The organism is Rhizobium sp. RHZ01 (genome assembly GCF_014851595.1).
Taxonomy (GTDB): Bacteria; Pseudomonadota; Alphaproteobacteria; order Rhizobiales; family Rhizobiaceae; genus Rhizobium; species Rhizobium altiplani.
Genome location: NZ_JACUZZ010000009.1, coordinates 129,411 through 150,825 on the forward strand (window position 1 = coordinate 129,411; position 21,415 = coordinate 150,825).

The following is a 21,415-nucleotide window of genomic DNA, read 5'->3' on the forward strand; positions in this document are numbered from 1 at the left end:
AAAGCTAAACATGCAGTCGGGAGAGGAAGACTGTTGGGTCCAAGCGACCGTTCAAAGGAGGAGGAATCAATGTTCAAGTCGATGCTGACGCGCCGAAACGCGATGCTGGGTGTCGCTGCTGTCGTGGCTGCGATCGGGCTCGCCACCCCCGCTGCCGCAGTCACCCCCGAAGAAATCAAGGCCAAAGGAAAGCTCGTCGTTGGCATTCAGGGCGACAACCCGCCATGGGGCTTCGTGACATCAGGCGGCAAGCAGGACGGCCTCGATGCCGATATTGCAACGCTTTACGCAAAGGAACTCGGCGTCTCTGTCGAGTTCGTGCCGTTGGAAGTGAACAACCGCATTCCCGCCCTGACAACTGGTCGTGTCGATGTTCTCTTCGCGACGATGGCCATGCTGCCGGAGCGTGCCAAAGCCGTTCAGTTCAGTAAGCCCTACGTTGCCAACGCCATCGTGCTGATTGCGCCGAAGTCCATGTCGGTCAAGACGAATGATGACATGGCCAATCTTTCGATTGGCGTTGCCAAGGGTGCGGCTCAAGATACCCAGGTCACCAAGAATGCGCCCCAGAGCGCCACGATCCGCCGCTTCGACGGTGATGCGCCCAGCGTCCAGGCGCTTGTATCCGGCCAGGTTCAGGCGCTTGGCGGCAACATCTTCTACATGGACCGTGTCGAAAAGGCTCGTCCAGGCGAGTTCGAAAACAAGCTTGAGTTCCAGAAGCTCTACAACGGCGCTTGCACGCGGCTTGGCGAGAAGGAAATCAACGCTTCGATCAATGCCTTCATCGACAAGATCAAGGCCAATGGCGAGCTCAAGAAGATCTACGACAAGTGGATGAAGGTGCCGGTTCCGGAATTCCCCGCGAGCCTCGAAGGCATTCCGTTCACCGCAAACTGAGCCACAAGCGCTGAAGCAAAGGCAAACTGGCGGGCGTTTCGATGCCCGCCGACGGTGTCGCGACGCCGAAAGCACGGCTTTGCGCATTTCGAGGAGCGCAATCATGAACAAGACGATTTTTGTGCTCAACGGGCCAAACCTGAACCTGCTCGGACAGCGCGAGCCCACCATCTACGGCACGACAACGCTTGCGGACATCAAGGAAAGATGCCTCGCCAAGGCGAACGACCTCGGATTCGACGTCGACTTTCGCCAGACAAATTTCGAGGGCGAACTGGTGGAGAGCGTGCATCAGGCCCGCAACGAGGCCTGCGGCATCATCATCAACCCGGCAGGCTACACGTTCACGTCGATCGCGCTACTCGACGCGCTGAAGACCTTCGATCACCCGAAGATCGAGCTCCACATTTCGAACGTGCATGCGCGCGAGAGCATCTACCATAATTCCCTTATCTCTCGCGTCGCGACGGCAATCATGATCGGCTTTGGAGCAGCTGGTTATGAATTGGCGATCCAGGCCATGGCTGGCATGGTCGGACGCGATTGAGGAGACGCGATGAACTACACGCTGGATTTCACGCCTGTCATTGACGGCCTGCCAAGCCTGCTGCTTGGCTGTCTCGGCACGTTGCTGCTTGCAATCTGTGGCATGCTGATGGCAATCGTGATCGGCATAGGCGGTGTGGCCTTGCGGGATTCTCGCTACAAGCCGTTGCGCTGGCTGGTGATCAGCTTTGTCGAGCTCATCCGCAACACGCCGTTCCTGGTTCAGATTTTTTTCCTGTATTTCGCGCTTCCACTTGCAGGCATCAGGCTGGATCCGACGCCAACGGCGATCATTGCGCTTGGGATCAACGGCGGCGCCTACGCCATCGAAATTATCCGCGGCGGGGTCCAGTCGATCTCCAAGGGCCAGATGGAAGCCGGTCTCGCTCTTGGTCTGCACAAGACGCAGGTCTTCCGGCTGATCATCCTCAAGCCGGCGCTCAGGGCGATCTATCCCTCGCTGACCAGCCAGTTCGTATTGCTGACGTTGTCGACCAGCATTGCCTCGGCGATCTCGGCCTATGAGCTCACCTCGGTTTCGCAGCGCATCGAGTCCGAAAGCTTCCGCAGCTTCGAGGTCTATTTCACGGTGACGGTTTTCTACCTCGTCATTTCCTGGCTGATGATGCGCCTCTTTGCGTTCTTTTCGGCACGTTACTTCACCTATCCGGTCAAGTAGGAGCAATCGATGGGCAGCGAAGAATTCGTCTTCCTTCTGATCGGTCTGAAATGGACCGTCGTCTTGTCCGCGGTTGGCTTTGTCTGCGGATGCATTGCCGGGCTTGGTGTGGCGCTCGCCCGGACTTCGGAAATTCCGCTGCTGGAACGAGTGACGGCCGGCTATATCGCGGTCTTCCAAGGCACTCCTCTCCTGATGCAGCTCTTCGTGGTTTATTACGGTCTCGCCCTCATCGGCTTCAAGCTCGATGCCTGGGTGGCAGTTGCCATCGGTCTGACCCTGCATGCCAGCGCCTATCTGGGCGAAATCTGGCGCGGCTCGATCGAAGCGGTTCCGCGCGGCCAGAGCGAGGCCGCAAGAGCGCTCAGCCTCAAATATGTCTCGCGCATGAGGGACGTGATCCTGCCACAGGCACTGCGCATCTCGCTGCCGGCAACGATCGGTTTCCTGGTGCAGTTGATCAAGGGAACCTCGCTCGCCTCCATCGTCGGCTTCACGGAGCTTACCCGCGCCGGCAACATCATTTCCAACCAGATCTTCGAGCCGCTGACGGTCTTCGGGATCGTAGGCGCACTGTATTTCCTGATGTGCTGCCCGCTGACGATCTTCGGTGCCCGTCTTGAACGGAAGTTCGCCGCGGCATCGCGGTGATCTCCGGCGACGACCACGAAAGAGACGGAACCATGAACAGTCCTTCGCCCGCATCGACCGCCGAGACCATGATCACCATGAGCCACGTGGAGAAATGGTATGGCGCCTTTCAGGCCCTGCACGACATCAACCTGTCCGTTCGCAAGGGCGAGAGAATCGTGCTCTGCGGCCCCTCCGGCAGTGGAAAATCGACGCTCATCCGCTGCATCAACCATCTGGAGACCTATCAGAAGGGCGAAGTCCGCGTCGGCGGCATCCTGCTCGGAAACCAGGCAAAGGCGATCGATGCGATCCGCCGCGAAGTCGGCATGGTCTTCCAGCAGTTCAATCTCTTTCCGCATCTGACCGTGCTGCAAAACTGCATGCTGGCACCGATGCGGGCGCTTGGCATCGGAAAGGCGGAGGCAGAGGACCGCGCACGCTCTCTGCTCGCCCGCGTCAAGATCCTCGAACAGGCCAGCAAATATCCTGTGCAGCTTTCCGGTGGCCAACAGCAGCGTGTCGCGATTGCGCGGGCGCTCTGCATGCGGCCGAAGATCATGCTCTTCGATGAGCCAACCTCGGCACTCGATCCGGAGATGGTCAAGGAAGTCCTCGACACCATGATCAGCCTTGCTGACGAAGGCATGACGATGGTCTGCGTGACGCATGAAATGGGCTTCGCCCGGCAGGTTGCAAACCGCGTCATCTTCATGGCGAGCGGCGCCATCGTCGAGGAAGCGCCACCCGGGGAATTCTTCACCAACCCCCGCCATGAGCGCACACGCAAATTCCTCGGTGAAATCCTGCGCAACTAGGATCTGTGAGGGAATTTTCATGTCAGCACAATCGCAGACGCCTCCCCTGAAGATCGCGGTGATGGGTGCCGGTCTTATCGGAAGGCGCCATATCGAAGGCATTCTGGCCGAGCCGCGCACGACACTATCGGCAGTGATCGATCCCTCCGATGCCGGGCGCGACTTTGTGACAAGCAAGGGTGCTGCATGGTTTTCAACGTTTGCCGAAGCCATAGCATGCGACCGACCGGACGGCGTCATCGTTGCCACCCCGAACCAGCTTCATGTCACCAACGCCCTTAATGTCATCGCCGCAGGAATTCCGGTCCTTGTCGAAAAGCCGATTGCTGACAAGGCGCAAGCAGCGGTGGCTCTCGTCGCTGCAGGTTCAAAGGCAGGTGTCCCTATCCTCGTTGGTCACCATCGCCGCCACAACCCGATGATACGACAAGCAAAGCAAATCCTGGACAGTGGTCGGCTCGGCAAGATCCTGACCGTTCAGGGAACATTCTGGGTTGCCAAGCCGGACGGTTACTTCGATGTCTCCTGGCGCCGGGAGGAAGGTGCAGGGCCGGCCTTCATCAACCTGATCCATGACGTTGATCTCTTCCGTCATCTCTTCGGAGAGGTGGAAGCTGTCCATGCGATGGAGGCGAATTCGGTCCGCATGCACTCCGTCGAGGATAGCATTGCTGTCCTGCTTCGTTTCGCGAGCGGTGTCCTTGGAACGTTAAATGCATCCGACGCCGTCCCGTCTCCCTGGAGCTGGGAGACGACGACGGCAGAGAACCCCGCCTTTCCGCAGCAGGATCAATCCTGCTACCAGATCGGTGGGACCGGGGGATCGCTCGCCATTCCCCAGCTTGCGCTTTGGACCAATGCGTCGAAACCGGATTGGCTGGAGCCGCTTGTCAAAGAGCGCGTGCCATTTGAACCTGCCGACCCGCTGGCGATACAGCTTCGTCACTTCTGCGACGTCATTCGCCGCGAGGCCGAACCGCTTGTTAGCGGAGTGGAAGGTCTCGCCACCTTGCGCGTCATCGAGGCGATCAAGGCGTCTGCGCGCTCGGGCGAAACGATCCGGCTTGGTGAACGCAGCGTGAGGCCCCTGATATGATCACCGGAACCACAAAGCTTATCGCGCACCTCGGCTATCCAACAGAATCCTTCAAGGCGCCACTCATCTACAATCCCTATTTCGAAAAGAGCGGCATCGACGCTGTCGTCGTACCGATGGGCTGCAAGCCGGAAGACTATCCTTCGTTTCTCAAGCTTATCTTCAGGCTCTCGAACATCCATGGTGCCCTCATCACCATGCCGCACAAGATTACGACGATCGGATTGCTCGATGGGGTCTCGACCAACGCCAAGGTTGCCGGCTCCTGCAATGCCGTACGACTCCAGCCGGATGGCAAGCTAATCGGCGATATGTTCGATGGTGAAGGCTTTGTCCGCGGCTTGTTGCGCAAGGGACAATGGGTGGCGGGAGCCCAGGTGCTGATCGTGGGTGCTGGCGGCGTCGGCTCCGCGATCGCTGCCTCGTTGGCAGGAGCCGGCGCGCGACGGATTGCGCTCTACGATGACAACCCCGCGACGTCAGCGGGACTCGGCAACCGGCTGAAGACACACTACCCAATGACTGAGGTGAGCATGGGTTCAACCGATCCAGCCGGTTTCGACATCGTCGTCAACGCGACCCCCCTCGGGATGAGAAAGGACGATCCCCTGCCGCTTGACGTATCGCGCCTTTCACCCACCACTTTCGTCGGCGAAGTCGTCATGAAAGAGGAAATCACGCCGTTTCTCGCGGCAGCCCGCGAACGGGGGTGCGCCTTTCAGGTCGGGACAGACATGCTGTTCGAGCAAATACCGGCCTATCTGGAGTTCTTTGGCTTTCCCACGACAAGCGCAGAATACCTGCGGTCGATCGCACAGCTTCCGTAGGAAAGCTGCCGCAGGCGTCAGTAACGGGTGCAAACTGCTTGCAACTGAAGAGCCGAAACGGGCCCTGTCGCCGAAGAGCGGCAAGAGATCAATCGGGACATTCGGCACCTGTGTTCGTCCACGCGGCGATCAGGGCGGCAAGTGCCTCCTGTGAGCCGGGAGGTGTGCTACGTCCCGCGCCCGGATGCCATGCCCACCCTACCAGATGGTCTTCACCCATGTGGCGAACGAGATCGGCATGAGACCGATTGCCGTTCCGGCTCGTGTCTTGCACCTGCCTGCATATTTCACCCACCGTTAGCCCTTGCCATGCCATACTGGCCGGTGCCAGCGACCAGTGCGCATTGCCCGGAATGGATTTCAGGCGGCTGCCAACGATCGGACGGTTCTCGGCACCGTGGCACGTGCTGCAGGCAAGCCCCGGCGGGCCCAACGGACCTTGGCTGGCGTTCATCAATGGCACATGCGGATGTTTGTCTTCACCTTGCGTCGGGCTACGCGTCGCCGGGTGGCAGTTGATGCAGCGCGGATGCGTCAGGACCCGGCTCGCCTCTTCGAAGATGGCCTTCGAGCGCGCGCTGGTGTCCGCGATGGCATCAAAGTCGGAGACGGCCTTGAGGGCTCCGCCGTCCGGTGTTTCGGCGTAGCCGTTCAGGGGGCCGACAAGGGCAGCAATAGCTGCCGTGCCGAGAATGGCGGCCAACGGCACAGCGACGATCCGCTTCTTCACCATCACACCCTCCGCAAGTCGTTCTGGTCGATTGGCAGCGACCGCAACCGCTTGCCGGTTGCCATGAAGATCGCATTGAAAAGCGATGGCGCGACACCGGGTGTGCCGACCTCCCCTATGCCACCTGGGGCCTCGGAACTCGGCACGATATGGACCTCGATCTTCGGCGTCTCGTATATTCTGAGAACCGGAGAGTCATCGAAATTGCCTTCCACGACAGCACCATTGCGGACCGTGATGCGACCGTAGAGGGCTGCGCTCAGCCCGTAGATGATGCCGCTCTGTATCTGGGCTTCCACCGTGTCAGGATTGATCACCTGGCCGCAATCGACAGCACAAACGATACGGTCGGTCTTGAGCGTGCCGTCCTCTCCGACGCTTATCTCCGAGATCGTGGCAGCAAAGCTACCAAAATCCTCCGAAATGGCGATACCTCTTCCCTTTCCCTGCGGAAGGGTGGTTGACCAACCGGCCTTCTCCGCCGCGAGATTGAGCGCTGCGAGGAGACGCGGCTTATGCTGAAGCAGCCGCCTGCGGTAGTCGAGCGGATCAATGTTCGCGACGTGGGCCAACTCGTCAATCCCGCCTTCAATGACGGGGATGTTGCGTGTTGCGCCGACGCCGCGCCAGTTGCCCGTCAGCATTCCATCAGGCGCCTCGTGTCGGGCGAATTCCGTATATTTGTTAGGGATTGCATAGGGCGACTCCGCGCCGCCCATGCTATCGAGGTCAATACCGTCACGGGTGAAAGCCGGCAGCCAGCGCGCCATGACGGACGGCCCAATCACCCGGTGCCGCCAGGAAACGGGCATGCCGTCGGCACCGAGTGTTGCCGTGACCTTGCTGTAGTTGAGATAGCGGTAACAGTCGTGGCGGATATCTTCCTCGCGGCTCCAGGTGACCTTGACCGGGCCCTGCACCTGCTTGGCGATCTTCGCCGCCAGAATGACGCCGTCGACATCAAGCCGGCGCCCAAAGCCGCCGCCCAAAAGATGATTGTGTACGATGACCTTGTCCAAGGGCAGCCCCGTCACATCGGCGACGGCCTGCCGCGCACGTCCGAGGACCTGGGTTCCGACCCACACGTCGCAACCGTCGCTTCGGACGTGGAGCGTGCAGTTCATTGGCTCCATCGCCGAATGCGTGAGGATCGGCAGGCGGTAGATGAACTCAACGGGAGGTCCGTGCTCGGCCTCCGCCTTGGCGACGTCGCCTTCATTTATGTGTGGCAGAGCATTGCCGCTGATGGCATCGTCCATGCGCTTTTCGAGATCGGCAAGCGAGAGATCCCCGCTGACGCCCGGATCCCATTCAACGGAAAGTGCTGCCAGCCCCTTGCGTGCGGCACCCGTGTTGTCGGCCACGACCGCGACCGCATCCTCAATGCGCACGACCTGCTTGACGCCCTTTACAGCCATGGCCGGTCCGTCGTCGACCGAACGCAGCTTGCCGCCAAAATGAGGACAGATGGTGATTGCGGCGTAGGACACGCCTTCCGGACGGGCATCGATACCGAACTTCGCGGTACCGTTGACCTTCTGCGGACTGTCCAGACGCTTGATAGATTGGCCGATCAGCTTGAAGCTCGACGCAGGCTTCAATGGCATTTCCTGCGGAACAGGCTGCAACGCAGCAGCCTGAATCAGGCTGCCATAGGTACTCCGGCGGTCACTCGCCGTATGGACGACGTGTCCCGCCTCGGCTTTGCAGCTATCCGGTTCCACACCCCAACCACGGGCAGCAGCATTCACGAGCATGATGCGCGCAGCGGCTCCCGCCTTGCGCATCTGGTCGTAAACGGCGCGAATGGCAAGGGAACCGCCAGTGATCTGATCGCCCAGCAAGGGGTTCGAATACCGCGTGGGATCGGCGGGCGCATGCTCGAGAACCACCTGATCAAGAGGGACTTCCAGCTCTTCTGCCAACAGCATCGCAACCGAAGTGTAGATCCCTTGTCCCATCTCCACGGAGGGCATGACCAAGACAATCTTGCCTTCGGCAGGGATCCGAATGAAGGCGTTGGGCTCAAACGCCTCTGCTGCGTATGAGGGCGAAGGCCGCAGGCCAATGACGAGGCCCGCTCCCGTTAGCGATGCGCCGATCAGAAAGTGCCGGCGTGAGACGGAAAGGTTGATTTTGTCGTGAAGAGACATCGCATTACCCCGCCGCGGCAAGCTTGATCGCGGCGCGAATGCGCGGATACGTGCCACATCGACAGATATTTCCGGCCATGACCGCATCGATATCATCGTCTGTCGGCGATGGATTTGCCGCCAGCAGCGCTGTCGCGGACATGATCTGTCCAGACTGACAATAACCGCATTGAACGACATCGATGTCGAGCCAGGCTTTCTGGATCCGAGCGCCTTCGGCAGTCTCGCCAATCGCCTCGATGGTGGTGATCGACTTGGACACCGCATCTGCAACCGGCATCACGCACGACCTGACTGGCACGCCATCGACATGCACCGTGCAAGCACCGCACATGGCAATGCCACAGCCGAATTTCGTTCCGGTGAGACCTATGCTGTCGCGAAGAACCCATAGAAGCGGGATATCGCCATCCACATCGACGGCGTATTTCTTACCATTCACCTCGAGATCGTAAGACATACAACTACCGGCTGAAAGCCGTCCCCCAACGCACATGCAGCTCAGGCAAGCTAGCAGCAAAGCGGAGAAAACCGCCAGTTACATTCTTGTGAATGTTAGGATACGGCGCAACCACAAGGATCATGGTCGGCAGCCTCGGCCACTGCAGAGCTCGCGAGGGCGCAGCGCCAGGTTTCGCGATGAGGGTTCGACAACATGCTTGTCATTTGTGGGCTGCGCCAAGCCTTGCAAGAACCTCGCCGGGTATCTGATAAAGCCTTATGACATCCCTATCATTGTGGAAGCCGCACATCTCGCGCTGGATGAACAAGGCCCAGACGGCGTCGGAAGCGTCATCGAGGAGGGTTTGTCTGTCGGTCCCGCAATTGGTCTCCGGCGACCAAGAGGCAAGCCTGGCCAACGCGGCCTCCGTCTTGCGGCCCTGGCGGCCCAATGCGTCCGCCCGCGCGGAAGCGAGTTCGTATTCCAAGGGGCTCAACCCGGTGCTCGACTGTCCTGAGATTGATCGTGGCGGCCTGAGACTCACGATTGCCTCCAATTCCCGGATATTCAGTTCACCTTGCACCATGCGATGCGCTGCGGCGACCTTCCCCGACACCTAGCAACGGCTCAGTCGGTGTGACATGTTTCTCGCTTCCCTTCGCGCGTCAATGTGGCTTCCTTGCCCTTGATCCAGAATTCCATATCGCTATTGGCGTAACGGCCGCCATCGGCCGAAACGACCTGCGGCAGTATGATCAAGCGTCGTGCACCCGCAAAGACAAGGATGACACTTCCCGGCGAAACAGTAGGCGAGGAAAAAGTTGCGCTGAGACGCGTACCGGTCGAGCACTCGTAGTGCGCTTCGATCGGGCCGGGACTGGCCGCGAAAGCCGGAAGCGCAACAAGCGCAAACATCACGGTCGTCCTCGCGGGCATCACGCCTCCTTCGCCGGCGGACACATTTCATCTAATCGAGCCAATTTAACGCGGCGACGCTCGTGAAGGAAGAGGTGCGTCCCTAGCCTTCTCCCGAGGCCGGGTTCGGCTTTTCAGACGCACGCGGACTCTCAAAGAGCCGATGCGCTTGTCCAGACGCCCATCGCAATGGTCAGGCGAGCAGCGTTTACGAGTGCGTTTACCGTTGTGTACTTCCGTTACGGCTTGAACGAGACCAGGCTTCCGCAGGATCAAGAAGAGATGACATCATGATCATAGATATCTTCGCCTGGATCGTGCTCGTCGTGCTGACGGCCAGTACTGCTTTCGTTATCGTCTTTATGGCGATGCTTCCCGGCATTATCGCCAAGCGCCGGAACCATCCCTGGAAGGATGCGGTCACCGTCGGCGGCTGGGTTACGCTCTTTCTCGGCTTCGCGCTTTGGCCCCTCGTCCTGATCTGGGCTTATGTTGACGTTCCGCATGCCTCGAAGCCGGAGGCACTGCGATGATCGTCGTTCTTCTCAACGTCTATCTTGCTATTCTCTTTTGCCTGGTAAAATTCCGGATCGTACCGTTCAATCTGTTCTGGAAAGTCTCGCCGGTCCTGGTCCTTCTGCTGCTCCTCATCGGCTTGTTCGTCCCAATGGGCTGGGGCGCGCCGCAGGGCAAGGTGCTGGTGGTACGCAATTCGGTCGCAATCGTCCCCGATGTCGCCGGGGAGGTCACGGAGGTGCCGGTGGTAGCCAATACCCCGCTCAAGGCCGGCGACATTCTCTTCAAGATCGACCCATTGCCCTATCAAGCGAAGCTCGACGCCTTTCAGGCACAGCTGGACCTCAACAAGCAACGACTGGCAGAGACGACACGGCTGCAGACAAGCGGCGCCGGTCGAACCTACGACGTCGAGCAGCGCCAGGCCGAGGTCGAACAGCTGACGGCCCAAATAGCGGGCGCTCAATGGGATCTCGACAAGACGGTGGTGCGTGCGCCGGCTGACGGCTACGTCACCAATCTTGCGCTTCGCAAGGGAGCGCGTGTTACCAGCCTGCCGTTGTCTCCAGTCATGGCGTTCATTGACACCTCGGACACCATCATCGGCGTTGAGATTCCGCAGATCAACGCGCGCTATATCGAGCCTGGCCAGATTGTGGAGGCAACTTTCAAGTTCGCGCCAGGTAAGGTCTATACCGGCAAGGTCGAAAGCGTGATCCAGGCCGTCGCCAGCGGCCAGGTCCGAACGTCAGGCACGGCAATCGCACCCACGGCCATTCAGAGCCTGCCGTTTGTCGTTCGCATTCGTCTCGATGATCCGGCTCTTGCTGCCGCCCTGCCCGCCGGCAGCACCGGTGACGCAGCAATCTTTACCGATCATGTCAAGGCAGCGCATGTGATCCGCCGCGTCTTGCTTCGCCAGGTTGCGATCACCAATTACATCAATCCGCTGTAACCTGGCCCTTTGTGGGCTCGAACCGCTTCGTATTGCTTTTGGTCGCGCAACGCTCTATCAGCCGGGCGGCTCCACAATATGGAGAAATCCAGTCATGTTTTTACGATGCGGGCTCTTGGCCGACCAGTCCAATCCCCATTCGTTTGCGAGTATTTGAATGCTGCGTCGCTTCTTCTCCTATTACCGGCCCTATCGAGGCCTTTTCATTCTCGATTTCTCCTGTTCCATTGTTTCGGGGCTGCTCGAACTCGGCTTTCCCATGGCCGTGAAGTTGTTCGTCGACCGGCTTTTGCTCAGCCAGGAATGGCTGCTGATCCTGCTAGCGTCTGCCGCCCTTCTTGCGATCTATGTAATCAATACCGGTCTGATGGCGGTCGTCACCTATTGGGGCCATATGCTCGGCATCAATATCGAAACCGACATGCGTCGTGCGGCGTTCAATCATATACAGAAATTGTCGTTCAGCTTTTTCGACAACCAGAAGACCGGGCACATTGTCGGGCGGCTGACAAAGGATCTTGAAGAGATTGGCGAAGTCGCCCATCACGGGCCCGAGGATCTGTTCATCGCACTGATGACCTTTGCCGGCGCCTTGCTGCTGATGTTCTCGGTCAACTGGCAACTGGCGCTGATAACGGCTGTCGTCGTGCCGCTGACGGCCTGGGTGACGAGCCACTTCGGTAGCCGCATGACCCAAAATTTCCGGCGCCTCTTTGAGCGGGTTGGCGACTTCAATACGCGCATCGAGGAAAATGTCGGCGGTATCCGCGTGGTGCAGGCCTTCGCCAACGAGAACCACGAGCGAACACTTTTCGAAAAAGACAATCAGAGCTACCGGCGCGTCAAGCTCGACGCCTACAAGCTCATGGCAGCGAGCAGTTCGCTGAGCTACATGAGCATGCGGCTGACGCAGATGGTGGTGATGATCGCCGGGGCCTATTTCGTGCTTTCCGGTACGCTGACGGCCGGCGGCTTCATCGGCTTCCTGCTTCTGGTTGGCGTCTTTTTCCGTCCTGTCGAAAAGATCAACTCGGTCATTGAAACCTATCCAAAGGGAATCGCCGGTTTTCGCCGGTTCACCGAGCTTATCGATACCGAGCCGGATATCGCCGATGCGCCGGACGCCATTGCGGTTGATCACCTCAAGGGCGCAATCGCCTATGAGGATGTCTCTTTTGGATACAATCCGGAAGCGCCCGTGTTCGAGCATGTCGATCTGACGATCGATGCCGGAGAAACGATTGCCTTCGTCGGCCCTTCGGGGGCTGGAAAGACGACTATCTGTTCGCTGCTGCCGCGGTTCTACGAGGTCGGCGGTGGCCGCATCACGATTGACGGCGTCGACATCAGGGACATGACAAAGGTGTCGCTGCGCCAACAGATCGGCATCGTACAGCAGGACGTTTTCCTCTTCGGCGGCACGATTCGCGAGAACATCGCCTACGGCCGTCTGGGCGCCAGCGAAAGGGACATCCTCGAAGCCGCCAGGCGGGCGAGGCTGGAAGAGATGCTTGCGGGGCTTCCCGCCGGTCTCGATACGGTCATCGGCGAGCGCGGCGTCAAGCTTTCAGGTGGTCAGAAGCAGCGCGTCGCGATTGCCCGCATGTTCCTGAAGAACCCTCCGATCCTGATCCTCGACGAAGCGACGTCTGCTCTCGATACGGAGACGGAACGAGCAATACAGCGATCGCTGAGCGAATTGTCTGAGGGACGCACGACGCTGGTCATCGCTCATCGGCTTGCCACCATCCAGGGTGCGGATCGCATTGTCGTCGTCGACGCCAACGGAATTGTTGAGCAAGGCACCCATCAGGACCTCATCGCCAAACGCGGCGCATACAACCGTCTGCATGACGCGCAGATGAGGAGCCACTGAAAAACAAAGGCGATTGATGCGATGCAATAAACTTGATAATCACGCACATGTTTTATGCCTACAGGACATCGCCATGACATTTCAGCCGCGCATGCAGAACGCGATCGAGGGTTTCTCGGTCGTTGGCGGGCTCAGGCGTCGCAACTGGAACGGCATTACCGCCGATCTCTGGGATGTCGAGTGCAGCCCTTACGCGGGTGGTCACTACGTGGCGCGCGATCCGCGCCTCTTCATCCTTCTCGACCATCTCGGACGCGGCCGCCCCTCCGTCAAGCTCTCCTCGACCGCCGCCGGCGCTCCCCAAGACCGACGGGCGAGCCCGATTTCCTATATCCCGGCGGAGATGGAGCTCTGGGTAGACATCAGAGACGTGCAATCGATGCGCCATCTCGATATCCATTTCGATGCCGACGTCCTCGGCCAGCGGCTGATGGAGGATATCGATCCGCAGAAGCTGAAGGATCCGCAGTTGCTCTTCTTCGACCAGCGGATCATGGCCCTCGCCGAGCTTATCGCTTCGGAGATTGCAAGCGCCGCTCCACTCCACGATCTCTATGGCGACGGCCTGGCCCTTTCACTGCTGATCGACGTCCTGAAGATGGCAAAGACACCGCCGCGCAAACGCGGTGCCCTGGCTTCGTGGCAGTTGCGGCGCGCCACCGAGTTCATCGAGGACAACTGCGCCCGCAACATACGTCTCCACGAGCTGGCGGAACTGACGGGGCTATCACAGTCGCATTTCAGCCATTCGTTCAAGGCCTCTACCGGCACGAGCCCGCATGATTGGCAAATGAATGCCAGGCTCGAGCGAGCCAAGCAGCTGCTCCGCCATGAGGCGCAGGCGTTGACCACCATCGCGGTAGAGACCGGCTTTTCCGATCAGGCGCATTTCACCCGTGTCTTTCGCAAACATGTCGGCACGACACCGGCTCGCTGGCAAAGATCGCAGTGCAAGTGATGCATTTTTGCAAAGATCTGCCCACGAATTTTGGAAACGCCCAAAATCATTCAATCGCCACCGATCGCGCCAAGCCTGGCCATTAAATTTGAGTTAATCGCTCATCTTATTAAGCCGAAGCCTAACGGCCGCCGACGAATAGCATGAGTGGGGTCTTTGGAATGCATGAAGTAAAAGGTTTACAGCGGATGCGACGCGCTCTGGGCACGAGCGTGGCGATGATTGGTCTTTGCGCCGCCGGGGCGGCACAGGCAGAGAACGCCGATACAGCGCTTGCGCCGATCGTTGTTCAGGGCCAGAGCGTCGGCAACGGCGCTATCGGGCCGGTAAAGGGCTACGTCGCCAAGGAAACGACGACGGGATCCAAGACCGACACGCCGCTCAACGAAATCCCGCAGGCTGTGTCCGTCATCGGAAGGCAGGAAATGGACGACCGCGGCGTCGTCAACAAGGTCGACGAGGCGTTGCGCTACACGCCCGGTGTCACGGCTGCTCCTTTCGGTGTCGATGCCGACACCGACTGGATTTACATTCGCGGTTTCGACGCGACGCAGACTGGCGTCTATCTCGACGGACTGCAGCTCTTTACCTATGGCTTCGGTGGCTTCCAGATCGATCCCTTCATGCTGGAGCGGGTCGAGGTGCTGAAGGGTCCGGCATCGGTGCTCTATGGCGGAGGCAACGCTGGCGGCATCGTGAATTATGTCCGCAAACGCCCGACTGACGAGCCCTTCTACTACACCGAGGCAGGCATCAACACCGACGGAAATGCCTTCACCGGCTTCGACATATCGGACAAGCTTGGCCAAAGTGACACGACAACCTATCGCCTCACCGGCAAGATCGCGGGTGGCGACAACTATTCGGACTTCTCCCACGACCTGCGCGGATTCGTCATGCCGCAGGTGACCGTCTCGCCCGACGATGGAACGACGCTCACGGCCTGGGCCTATGCGGGAGCACTTAATCAGGTTCACGTCGGCAACGGATTTTTCCCCTATGTCGGGACCGTGGTCGATGCTCCATTTGGCAAGATCGATCGCGCCTTCTTCCCTGGTGAACCGGACATCGATACCGGCAGATATGACCAGCAGATGGGGGGCTACGAGTTTGAACACGAGTTCGACAGCGGCATCAAGTTCTCATCGAATGCCCGCTATGGCCACCTGCAGAAATACGAGGTGGGTCCCTACGCCTATGGCTATGTCAATACAGCGGACCCTCTCGATCCGGGCTATTTCCAGCTCAATCGTCTCGGCTTCGAAGGGCATTCCGAGGTCGACACGTTCGCAATCGACAACCATCTGGAAGGCGACTTTCAGACTGGCGCCCTCGATCACGAGGTCATGGTCGGCCTCGACTACAAGTACTATCAGCTCGACAACGTGCAGGCATCGACGCTCGCCACGTCCATTGACCCGGTCAACCCCGTCTATGGTGCCCCGCAGCCGATCAACCGGATTTACAGCAACCAGCTGATCACCCAGCAACAGCTCGGCATCTACGCCCAGGACCAGATCCGCTTCGACGACGGCTGGCTCATTACGCTCAACGGGCGCTACGATTTCGTCAATACCGACACCGACAACCGCCCGACGGCCTACAGTTCGACCTATAGCAGCTATAGCTACGACAACTCGGCGGCCAGCGGTCGCATCGGCATCGCCTACGAATTCGACAATGGTCTCACGCCTTACGCCAGCGTGGGCACCTTCTTCAATCCGACCGTCGCTCCGAGCGCCACCCCGAACAATGAACCGGAAGAAGGCGAGCAGTACGAAATTGGCCTGAAGTACGACCCGACCTTTATCGACGGCACATTCACGGCCTCGCTCTTCCAGTTGAACCGTCGCAACGTCGTCGTGACTGACCCGGCGACTTTCCTTGCCAATCAGATCGGCGAAGTCGAATCCCGCGGTATCGAGCTGGAGGCCAAGATCAACCTCAACGACAATTGGAAGCTTCTCGGCTCGTTCTCCTACACCGATCTCGAGGTGAAGGAGGACATTGTCGCAGCCTATGTTGGCAAGAAGCCCTATCTAGTACCCGATACGACCGCCGCACTGTGGGTCGACTATACCGTAACGCAGGGCGCATTGGAGGGTGTCAGCGTCGGAGGCGGCGTGCGTTACCAGGGCGAAAGCTGGGCAGATCGGCTGAACACGTTGAAGGTTCCTGATGCAACCGTGTTTGACGCGGCGATCCGCTACAAGAAGGAAGGCTGGGAAGGCTCCGTCAACGTCACCAACCTCTTCGACAAGGAATATCTGAAGGGCTGCGGCGGCGAATTCACCTGCGGCTACGGCGACGCGCGCACCGTATGGTTCAAGTTGAGCAAGACCTGGTAACCCGTTGTTCTAATGATTGCTTTCAGGGAGGCCTGGCTTGGGCCTCCCTTACTGACTGGAGATGAAATTGAGCGCAGCACGGCTCACACGCAGGACCTTTCTGGCCGGAGCAGCCACGCTTGTCGGAGGCGTAGCGCAAGGTCAGCCGTTCCAGCCGAGGGTTGCCACGCTCGACTGGGCGCTCCTGGAAACGCTGCTCGCGATCGGTGCCAATGTGGTCGCGGCAACGGAACTGCGCCAGTTCCGACAGGTCGCCGTAACGCCTGAAGTGCCTGATACAGTCGCTGACCTCGGACTTCGCGGGACGCCGAACCTGGAGGTCCTGCGCCTCGCGCGCCCCGACGTGATCTTCAATTCCAACTTCTACGCCTGGGCCGATGCGCTGATGAGCCGTATCGCCACGGTCGAAAGCCACGCGATATACATGCCGGGAAAGAGCCCGTACAGGCTGGCCGAACATGCAACGCTCGCGATCGGAGAGCGTCTGGCGCTTCAGGCGGCCGGAAAGCTGGTGGAAGGTCTCGCGGCAAAACTCGATCGCTACAAGTCTCAATTCGCCGCCAACGGCGATGGACGTTCCGTCCTGCCGATCAATCTCGGCGATGCCCGCCACTACCGGGTGTTCGGTTCCGACAGCATGTTCGGCGAGGTCTTGCAGCGCGTTGGCATTGCCAATGCCTGGGCCGGTGCCACCAGCTACTCCGCTACGGCACCTGTCGGCATCGAGACCTTGGCATCCATGCCGGACGCATGGATCATCCTGATTCCACCGCATCCGCAAGACGCGTTCGAAGCCCTCACGGGAAGTGCATTCTGGAAGGCTCTTCCGGCCGTGCGGGAGAACCGCGTCCTGACCCTCGGTTCGGTCAACCCCTATGGCGCGCTTCCAGCCGCAGGTCGCTTCGCTGACTTTCTCGCCGAAGGATTTTCCCGTGTCCGAAACGGCTAGCCTTTCCATACCGCATATATATTCACGCAAGGCGATCATCCCGGCCTTGGCGCTTGCCTTTGCATGCGTTGCAGCTTTTGCCCTGCTTTTGATCTTGCGCCCTCAGGTGCCTGGCGATCCCGAGCAAGCCAAGACGCTTGATGCCATCCTTTTCTGGAGCAGCCTCATGCCGCGGGCTGCGATCGCGCTGGTCTCGGGCGCAGCACTCGGTCTTGCAGGCGCACTTCTGCAGCGCATTCTGCGCAACCCGATAGCAGACGCCTCGACGCTCGGTATCGCTTCTGGCGCACAACTGGCGCTGACGCTTGGTTTGAGCATCTCGCCCATCCTGGCCGGTGTCTCGCGCGAACTTGTCGCCTTCGCCGGTGGCCTTTGCGCCGTTGGCCTTGTGCTCGCCTTGAGCTGGCGCCGCGGTCTCGATCCGGTCACCGTTGCAATCTGCGGCATGATCGTCAGCATGGTTGCAGCCTCGCTCAGTGTCACGCTGATACTGGCGCGGGGCGAATATGCCATGTCGATCCATATCTGGGGCGCCGGTGCCCTCAACCAGCAGGATTGGACCGGCGTGGCTTCGCTTGCACCCCAGCTTGCTGCTGGCATGCTCGCCGCTCTGCTTCTCTTCAGGCCGCTCAATGTGCTTGCCTTGGACGATGCCAGCGCCAAGGGTCTCGGCGTTTCGCTGCACGCCGTACGGTTCGCGGTCCTGATGATTGCCGTATGGCTTTCGGCCTCCGTTACGGCCACAGTCGGCATCATCGGTTTCCTCGGGCTTGCCGCACCCGCGATTGCGCGGCTCTGCGGCGCCCGCACCACGCGTCAGGTGATGACGACGGCGCCCCTTGCCGGTGCTGCTGTGCTGTTTCTGACGGATTGTCTGACGCAGTTGCTTGGTCCCGGCTTTTCCGACCTTGCGCCGACAGGAGCTGCAACCGCCCTCATCGGTGGCCCTCTGCTGTTGTTTTTGCTGCCGCGCGTGCACGGGCGGGCGGTGCCCACGTCAACGTCGAACGGCACCGCGCGACGTCTGTCGCGACGGGCATTGGTGCTTCTGCTCCTCGGCGTCGCCCTTCTGGTTGTCTTCCTGGCTGCTCTTGTCGTTGGACCGACCGATGGCGGCTGGAAAATTGCCGTCGGCTCGCTACTCTCAGATCTTTTGCCGTTCAGGCTGCCGCGGATTGTCGTGGCCGCCGGAACAGGCGCAATGCTCGGCGCGGCCGGCTTCGTCATGCAGCGCGTGACCGGCAATCCGCTCGCAAGCCCCGAAGTGCTCGGTGTCTCTTCCGGTGCCGGGGCTGGACTGACGGTGACACTGTTCGTATTCGCCTTCCCTTCTCCGGCGATCATGATCGCCGGCATGTCGCTTGGCGCACTCGTCTCGTTCCTGGCCATGATCGCTATTGCGCGACGCGCTGGCCTATCAGCGGACATGCTCCTGCTTTCAGGCGTCGCCATCAGCGCTTTTTGCCTTGCAATCATCAGCGTGGTGCTTTCGCAAGGCGACATGCGAAGCTACATTCTTCTGACCTGGATTTCGGGCTCGACCAACCGCGCCGGCACGTTCGAAGCCTGGACCGCGATCATCTCACTGGCTGTTCTGACAGCACCGCTTTTCCTGATGACACGCTGGTTCGCCATCCTGCCGCTTGGCGCGGGGCTGGCGCGCAGTGTCGGACTTCGCGTCACATCGACACGGCTTTTGCTTGCCGCACTCGCCGCTGCAATGACGGCGATCTCTTCCTTCCTCATTGGACCGCTCAGTCTGACCGGCCTGATCGCACCCCACCTATCGCGGTTGATCGGCTTTCACCGGAGCCGCGACCATCTGCTCGCAGCCATGCTTACCGGCACCGGTCTGTTGGTACTGGCCGACTGGTTATCCCGCGTCATCATATACCCCTACCAGGTGCCCGTCGGCCTGTTCGCCGCGCTGATCGGAGGGCCATATCTTCTTTGGCTTCTCGGTCGAAAGGAACCGCTTGCCTCATTCTAAATCGTTGCGGCGCTCCAACTGCGCCAAGAAGATCACTTGCACACAGCAACATCGACCAAGGCTACATTGCGTAACGGCAGGGCCGATGTATCCGCGTGCAAGTGTGGTGTCAGCAGTCCTCGCCAACCGATTGATTACCTGATGACTTCGATCACGCGTGGGTATGCGGATCAACGATGACACGTCGCTTGTTGACCACGGTGTAACCGTATGCATCGTTGCTGGGGTTGGTGCGGATTTCTACCGAAGGCGGCAATTCCGTCCCGACGACGATGTCGCCATCATAAGCGACTGACGGAACCTCTTGTTCGGTTATGTAGGTCCTCACCTCGCCAGGCGCGGTCACGACCGTGGTCTGAGCCGAAGCGGGAGCGGCCTACACAAGTCCTGTGAATGCTGCTGTCATGAGAGCTTTGATATCTACCTCCATGTGTGAAAAGGGGAACTCCCCTTTCACGTGAAGGTTCTCTCACGACGAGCAGCGCCGATCGGCCTTATTGAAGCGTTCGGCTGGCGTCCCCTGGGGGCACTTCGGCGGTCAGGAGGAGCTTGTCGATCCTGCGCCCGTCAAGATCGACGACCTCGAATCGCCAGCCGTTCATGACAAAGCTTTCACCCACTTCCGGCAGATGCTTCATCTCCTCCAGTACGAGTCCGGCAACCGTCTGATATTCCCGGTCGTCCTCGACCTGGAAGCTCATGAAGTCGGCAAACTCGTCGATCGGCGTCCAGCCGGATACGAGATAGCTGCCGTCGTGGCGGCGAACGATGGCCTTCTCTCCAAACGCGTCCTCCTGAACGGCGCCCAAGATTGCTTCCAGAATGTCGCCAGAGGTAATCACGCCTTCGAAGTGGCCGTATTCGTCGTAGACAAGCACCATGTGGCAGGGTGAGCGACGAATGGCCTGAATGACATCAAGCGAGCCCGACAAGTCCGACACAATCGGCACTTCCTTGGTGAGGGTGGCGACGTCTGCATAGCCGGACGAAGCAATTGCGTCGTAGAAGTCCTTGGCCAAAAGCACCCCGATGATCTCATCGGAGCTGTTTCTGCGCACCGGCAATCGCGCCTGAACGCTCCTGCGGAGCTGATCTCGGATCTCATCGAAACCGTCCTCGACGTCGATCACCTCGACATCCCGGCGAGGTGTCATCAAGGCTCTGGCACTTCGGTCCGCCAGCCTCATGACACCGGAAATCATCGCCGACTCTTCCGTCTCAATCACACCGGCGCTCTGCGCTTCTGCCAGGACGGTCTTGATTTCCTCGTCGGTGACCATATCGGCGGACTTGCCCGATTGACCAAGAACACGAAGGATCAGGCGACCGGAAGCGTCGAGGAACCAGACGAGTGGGGCGGCCAGGCGAGACAGGAACATCATTGCCGGGGCGACTTTGCTTGCCACTGTCTCCGGTGCGCGAAGCGCGATCTGCTTCGGCACCAGCTCACCGACAATCAGCGACAGGTATGTGATTGCGACAACGACCGAGCCGACCCCAAGCGCATCGGCAGCGGCCGGTGAAAGGCCATGCGTGCCGAGCCAGCCGGCCAGTCTCGCACCAAGCGTCGCACCGGAGAACGCACCGGACAGCACGCCGACAAGGGTAATGCCGATCTGCACGGTCGACAGGAACCGCCCTGGCTCCTCGCCCAGCCGGATGGCAATGGCGGCCCCACGACTTCCCTGGTCGGCCAGCACTTTGAGGCGTGCGGGACGCGAGGATACGACCGCGAGTTCCGACATGGCAAGGACGCCATTCAAGATGGTGAGAATGGCAACGATTGAAATTTCGAGAAGCAAAAAAGGAACCCTGTAATTTTCGAAACTACGGGAAACATAGGCATTCTCCCACAGAACACCAGCTGCAAGCCACGCGTAATGACGGTTTCTTCGCTTATTCCGGGATCGCTGGATTGGAGAATCCCCGATCGCCGGTTCGCAGGTACGGAAAAGGTGGTTCGTTGGCCACAGAAACCTGAGGCCGCCAAGGCTGGCTTTCATCTGTAATATGAAGCATCGCCAACAGATTCGACGCCGAGACACGGTCCACGCGGCTCGACGAAGCCGAGCGTTTCGGCTGAGACC

General features: G+C 59.7%; 20 protein-coding genes and 1 pseudogene. 14 read left to right on the top strand and 7 right to left on the bottom strand.

Translation table 11 applies throughout. The annotated features are described in order from the left end of the window. Positions 1–69 precede the first annotated feature (69 nt). The 7 genes from IB248_RS12200 (at position 70) to IB248_RS12230 (ending at position 5,496) form a co-directional block, all read left to right on the top strand. On the top strand, positions 70–900 hold the full coding sequence (locus IB248_RS12200) for a transporter substrate-binding domain-containing protein (protein WP_025661617.1): 831 nt from the start codon (positions 70–72) through the stop codon (positions 898–900). A 103-nt stretch (positions 901–1,003) separates the two neighbouring features. Beyond that, on the top strand, positions 1,004–1,447 hold the full coding sequence (gene aroQ, locus IB248_RS12205; RefSeq protein WP_192240898.1) for a type II 3-dehydroquinate dehydratase: 444 nt from the start codon (positions 1,004–1,006) through the stop codon (positions 1,445–1,447). 9 nt (positions 1,448–1,456) lie between these two features. Then, positions 1,457–2,125 carry an amino acid ABC transporter permease gene (locus IB248_RS12210; RefSeq protein ID WP_192240899.1) on the top strand — a complete coding sequence of 223 codons (669 nt, stop codon included), beginning with the start codon at positions 1,457–1,459 and terminating at the stop codon, positions 2,123–2,125. A gap of 9 nt (positions 2,126–2,134) precedes the next feature. After that, positions 2,135–2,776, top strand: a complete 642-nt coding sequence (locus tag IB248_RS12215) for an amino acid ABC transporter permease (RefSeq protein ID WP_062369081.1) — start codon at positions 2,135–2,137, stop codon at positions 2,774–2,776. A gap of 32 nt (positions 2,777–2,808) precedes the next feature. Continuing rightward, entirely contained in the window at positions 2,809–3,573 is a 765-nt protein-coding gene (locus IB248_RS12220; protein ID WP_281419712.1) for an amino acid ABC transporter ATP-binding protein, read from the top strand. A gap of 19 nt (positions 3,574–3,592) precedes the next feature. Continuing rightward, positions 3,593–4,669: a Gfo/Idh/MocA family oxidoreductase gene (locus IB248_RS12225; protein WP_192240900.1), complete on the top strand. Its 1,077-nt coding sequence runs from the start codon at positions 3,593–3,595 to the stop codon at positions 4,667–4,669. Beyond that, complete coding sequence (locus IB248_RS12230; protein ID WP_025661611.1) at positions 4,666–5,496, top strand: shikimate dehydrogenase; 831 nt, start codon at positions 4,666–4,668, stop codon at positions 5,494–5,496. Before IB248_RS12225 ends, IB248_RS12230 begins: the two co-directional genes overlap by 4 nt. An 88-nt stretch (positions 5,497–5,584) precedes the next feature. Here IB248_RS12230 and IB248_RS12235 read toward each other — a convergent pair whose 3' ends face one another. The 5 genes from IB248_RS12235 to IB248_RS12255 form a co-directional block, all read right to left on the bottom strand. After that, on the bottom strand, positions 5,585–6,229 hold the full coding sequence (locus IB248_RS12235; RefSeq protein WP_192240901.1) for an Isoquinoline 1-oxidoreductase subunit: 645 nt from the start codon (positions 6,227–6,229) through the stop codon (positions 5,585–5,587). Continuing rightward, positions 6,229–8,379 carry a molybdopterin cofactor-binding domain-containing protein gene (locus tag IB248_RS12240; protein WP_192240902.1) on the bottom strand — a complete coding sequence of 717 codons (2,151 nt, stop codon included), beginning with the start codon at positions 8,377–8,379 and terminating at the stop codon, positions 6,229–6,231. Before IB248_RS12240 ends, IB248_RS12235 begins: the two co-directional genes overlap by 1 nt. A 4-nt stretch (positions 8,380–8,383) precedes the next feature. Next, positions 8,384–8,839: a (2Fe-2S)-binding protein gene (locus tag IB248_RS12245; protein WP_025661608.1), complete on the bottom strand. Its 456-nt coding sequence runs from the start codon at positions 8,837–8,839 to the stop codon at positions 8,384–8,386. A 202-nt stretch (positions 8,840–9,041) separates the two neighbouring features. Then, positions 9,042–9,365, bottom strand: coding sequence for a DUF6665 family protein (locus IB248_RS12250; RefSeq protein WP_062369113.1), 324 nt, complete (start codon positions 9,363–9,365; stop codon positions 9,042–9,044). Positions 9,366–9,448: 83 nt separating this feature from the next. Then, positions 9,449–9,757, bottom strand: a complete 309-nt coding sequence (locus IB248_RS12255; RefSeq protein WP_062369075.1) for an MliC family protein — start codon at positions 9,755–9,757, stop codon at positions 9,449–9,451. Between the two features lie 266 nt (positions 9,758–10,023). Here IB248_RS12255 and IB248_RS12260 point away from each other — a divergent pair, with 266 nt between their 5' ends. The 7 genes from IB248_RS12260 to fhuB all read left to right on the top strand — a co-directional run bounded on the left by IB248_RS12260 (position 10,024) and on the right by fhuB (position 19,328). After that, on the top strand, positions 10,024–10,269 hold the full coding sequence (locus IB248_RS12260; protein ID WP_192240937.1) for a DUF3302 domain-containing protein: 246 nt from the start codon (positions 10,024–10,026) through the stop codon (positions 10,267–10,269). Beyond that, positions 10,266–11,207, top strand: coding sequence for an efflux RND transporter periplasmic adaptor subunit (locus tag IB248_RS12265; RefSeq protein WP_192240904.1), 942 nt, complete (start codon positions 10,266–10,268; stop codon positions 11,205–11,207). The genes IB248_RS12260 and IB248_RS12265 overlap by 4 nt, the downstream gene beginning before the upstream one ends. A 157-nt stretch (positions 11,208–11,364) precedes the next feature. After that, entirely contained in the window at positions 11,365–13,083 is a 1,719-nt protein-coding gene (locus IB248_RS12270; protein ID WP_192240905.1) for an ABC transporter ATP-binding protein, read from the top strand. A gap of 73 nt (positions 13,084–13,156) precedes the next feature. Further along, on the top strand, positions 13,157–14,041 hold the full coding sequence (locus tag IB248_RS12275; RefSeq protein ID WP_192240906.1) for an AraC family transcriptional regulator: 885 nt from the start codon (positions 13,157–13,159) through the stop codon (positions 14,039–14,041). 188 nt (positions 14,042–14,229) lie between these two features. Further along, positions 14,230–16,389: a TonB-dependent siderophore receptor gene (locus tag IB248_RS12280; protein ID WP_246779232.1), complete on the top strand. Its 2,160-nt coding sequence runs from the start codon at positions 14,230–14,232 to the stop codon at positions 16,387–16,389. Positions 16,390–16,450: 61 nt separating this feature from the next. Beyond that, positions 16,451–17,338, top strand: a complete 888-nt coding sequence (locus IB248_RS12285) for an ABC transporter substrate-binding protein (protein WP_192240908.1) — start codon at positions 16,451–16,453, stop codon at positions 17,336–17,338. After that, positions 17,265–19,328, top strand: coding sequence for a Fe(3+)-hydroxamate ABC transporter permease FhuB (fhuB, locus tag IB248_RS12290; RefSeq protein WP_192240909.1), 2,064 nt, complete (start codon positions 17,265–17,267; stop codon positions 19,326–19,328). Before IB248_RS12285 ends, fhuB begins: the two co-directional genes overlap by 74 nt. 151 nt (positions 19,329–19,479) lie before the next feature. Here fhuB and IB248_RS12295 read toward each other — a convergent pair. Further along, positions 19,480–19,734: pseudogene (locus IB248_RS12295) on the bottom strand (DUF1236 domain-containing protein). A gap of 88 nt (positions 19,735–19,822) precedes the next feature. After that, a complete protein-coding gene (locus IB248_RS12300; RefSeq protein WP_112644457.1) occupies positions 19,823–21,130 on the bottom strand; it encodes a hemolysin family protein in 1,308 nt (435 codons plus the stop codon). Between the last annotated feature and the right edge of the window lie 285 nt (positions 21,131–21,415).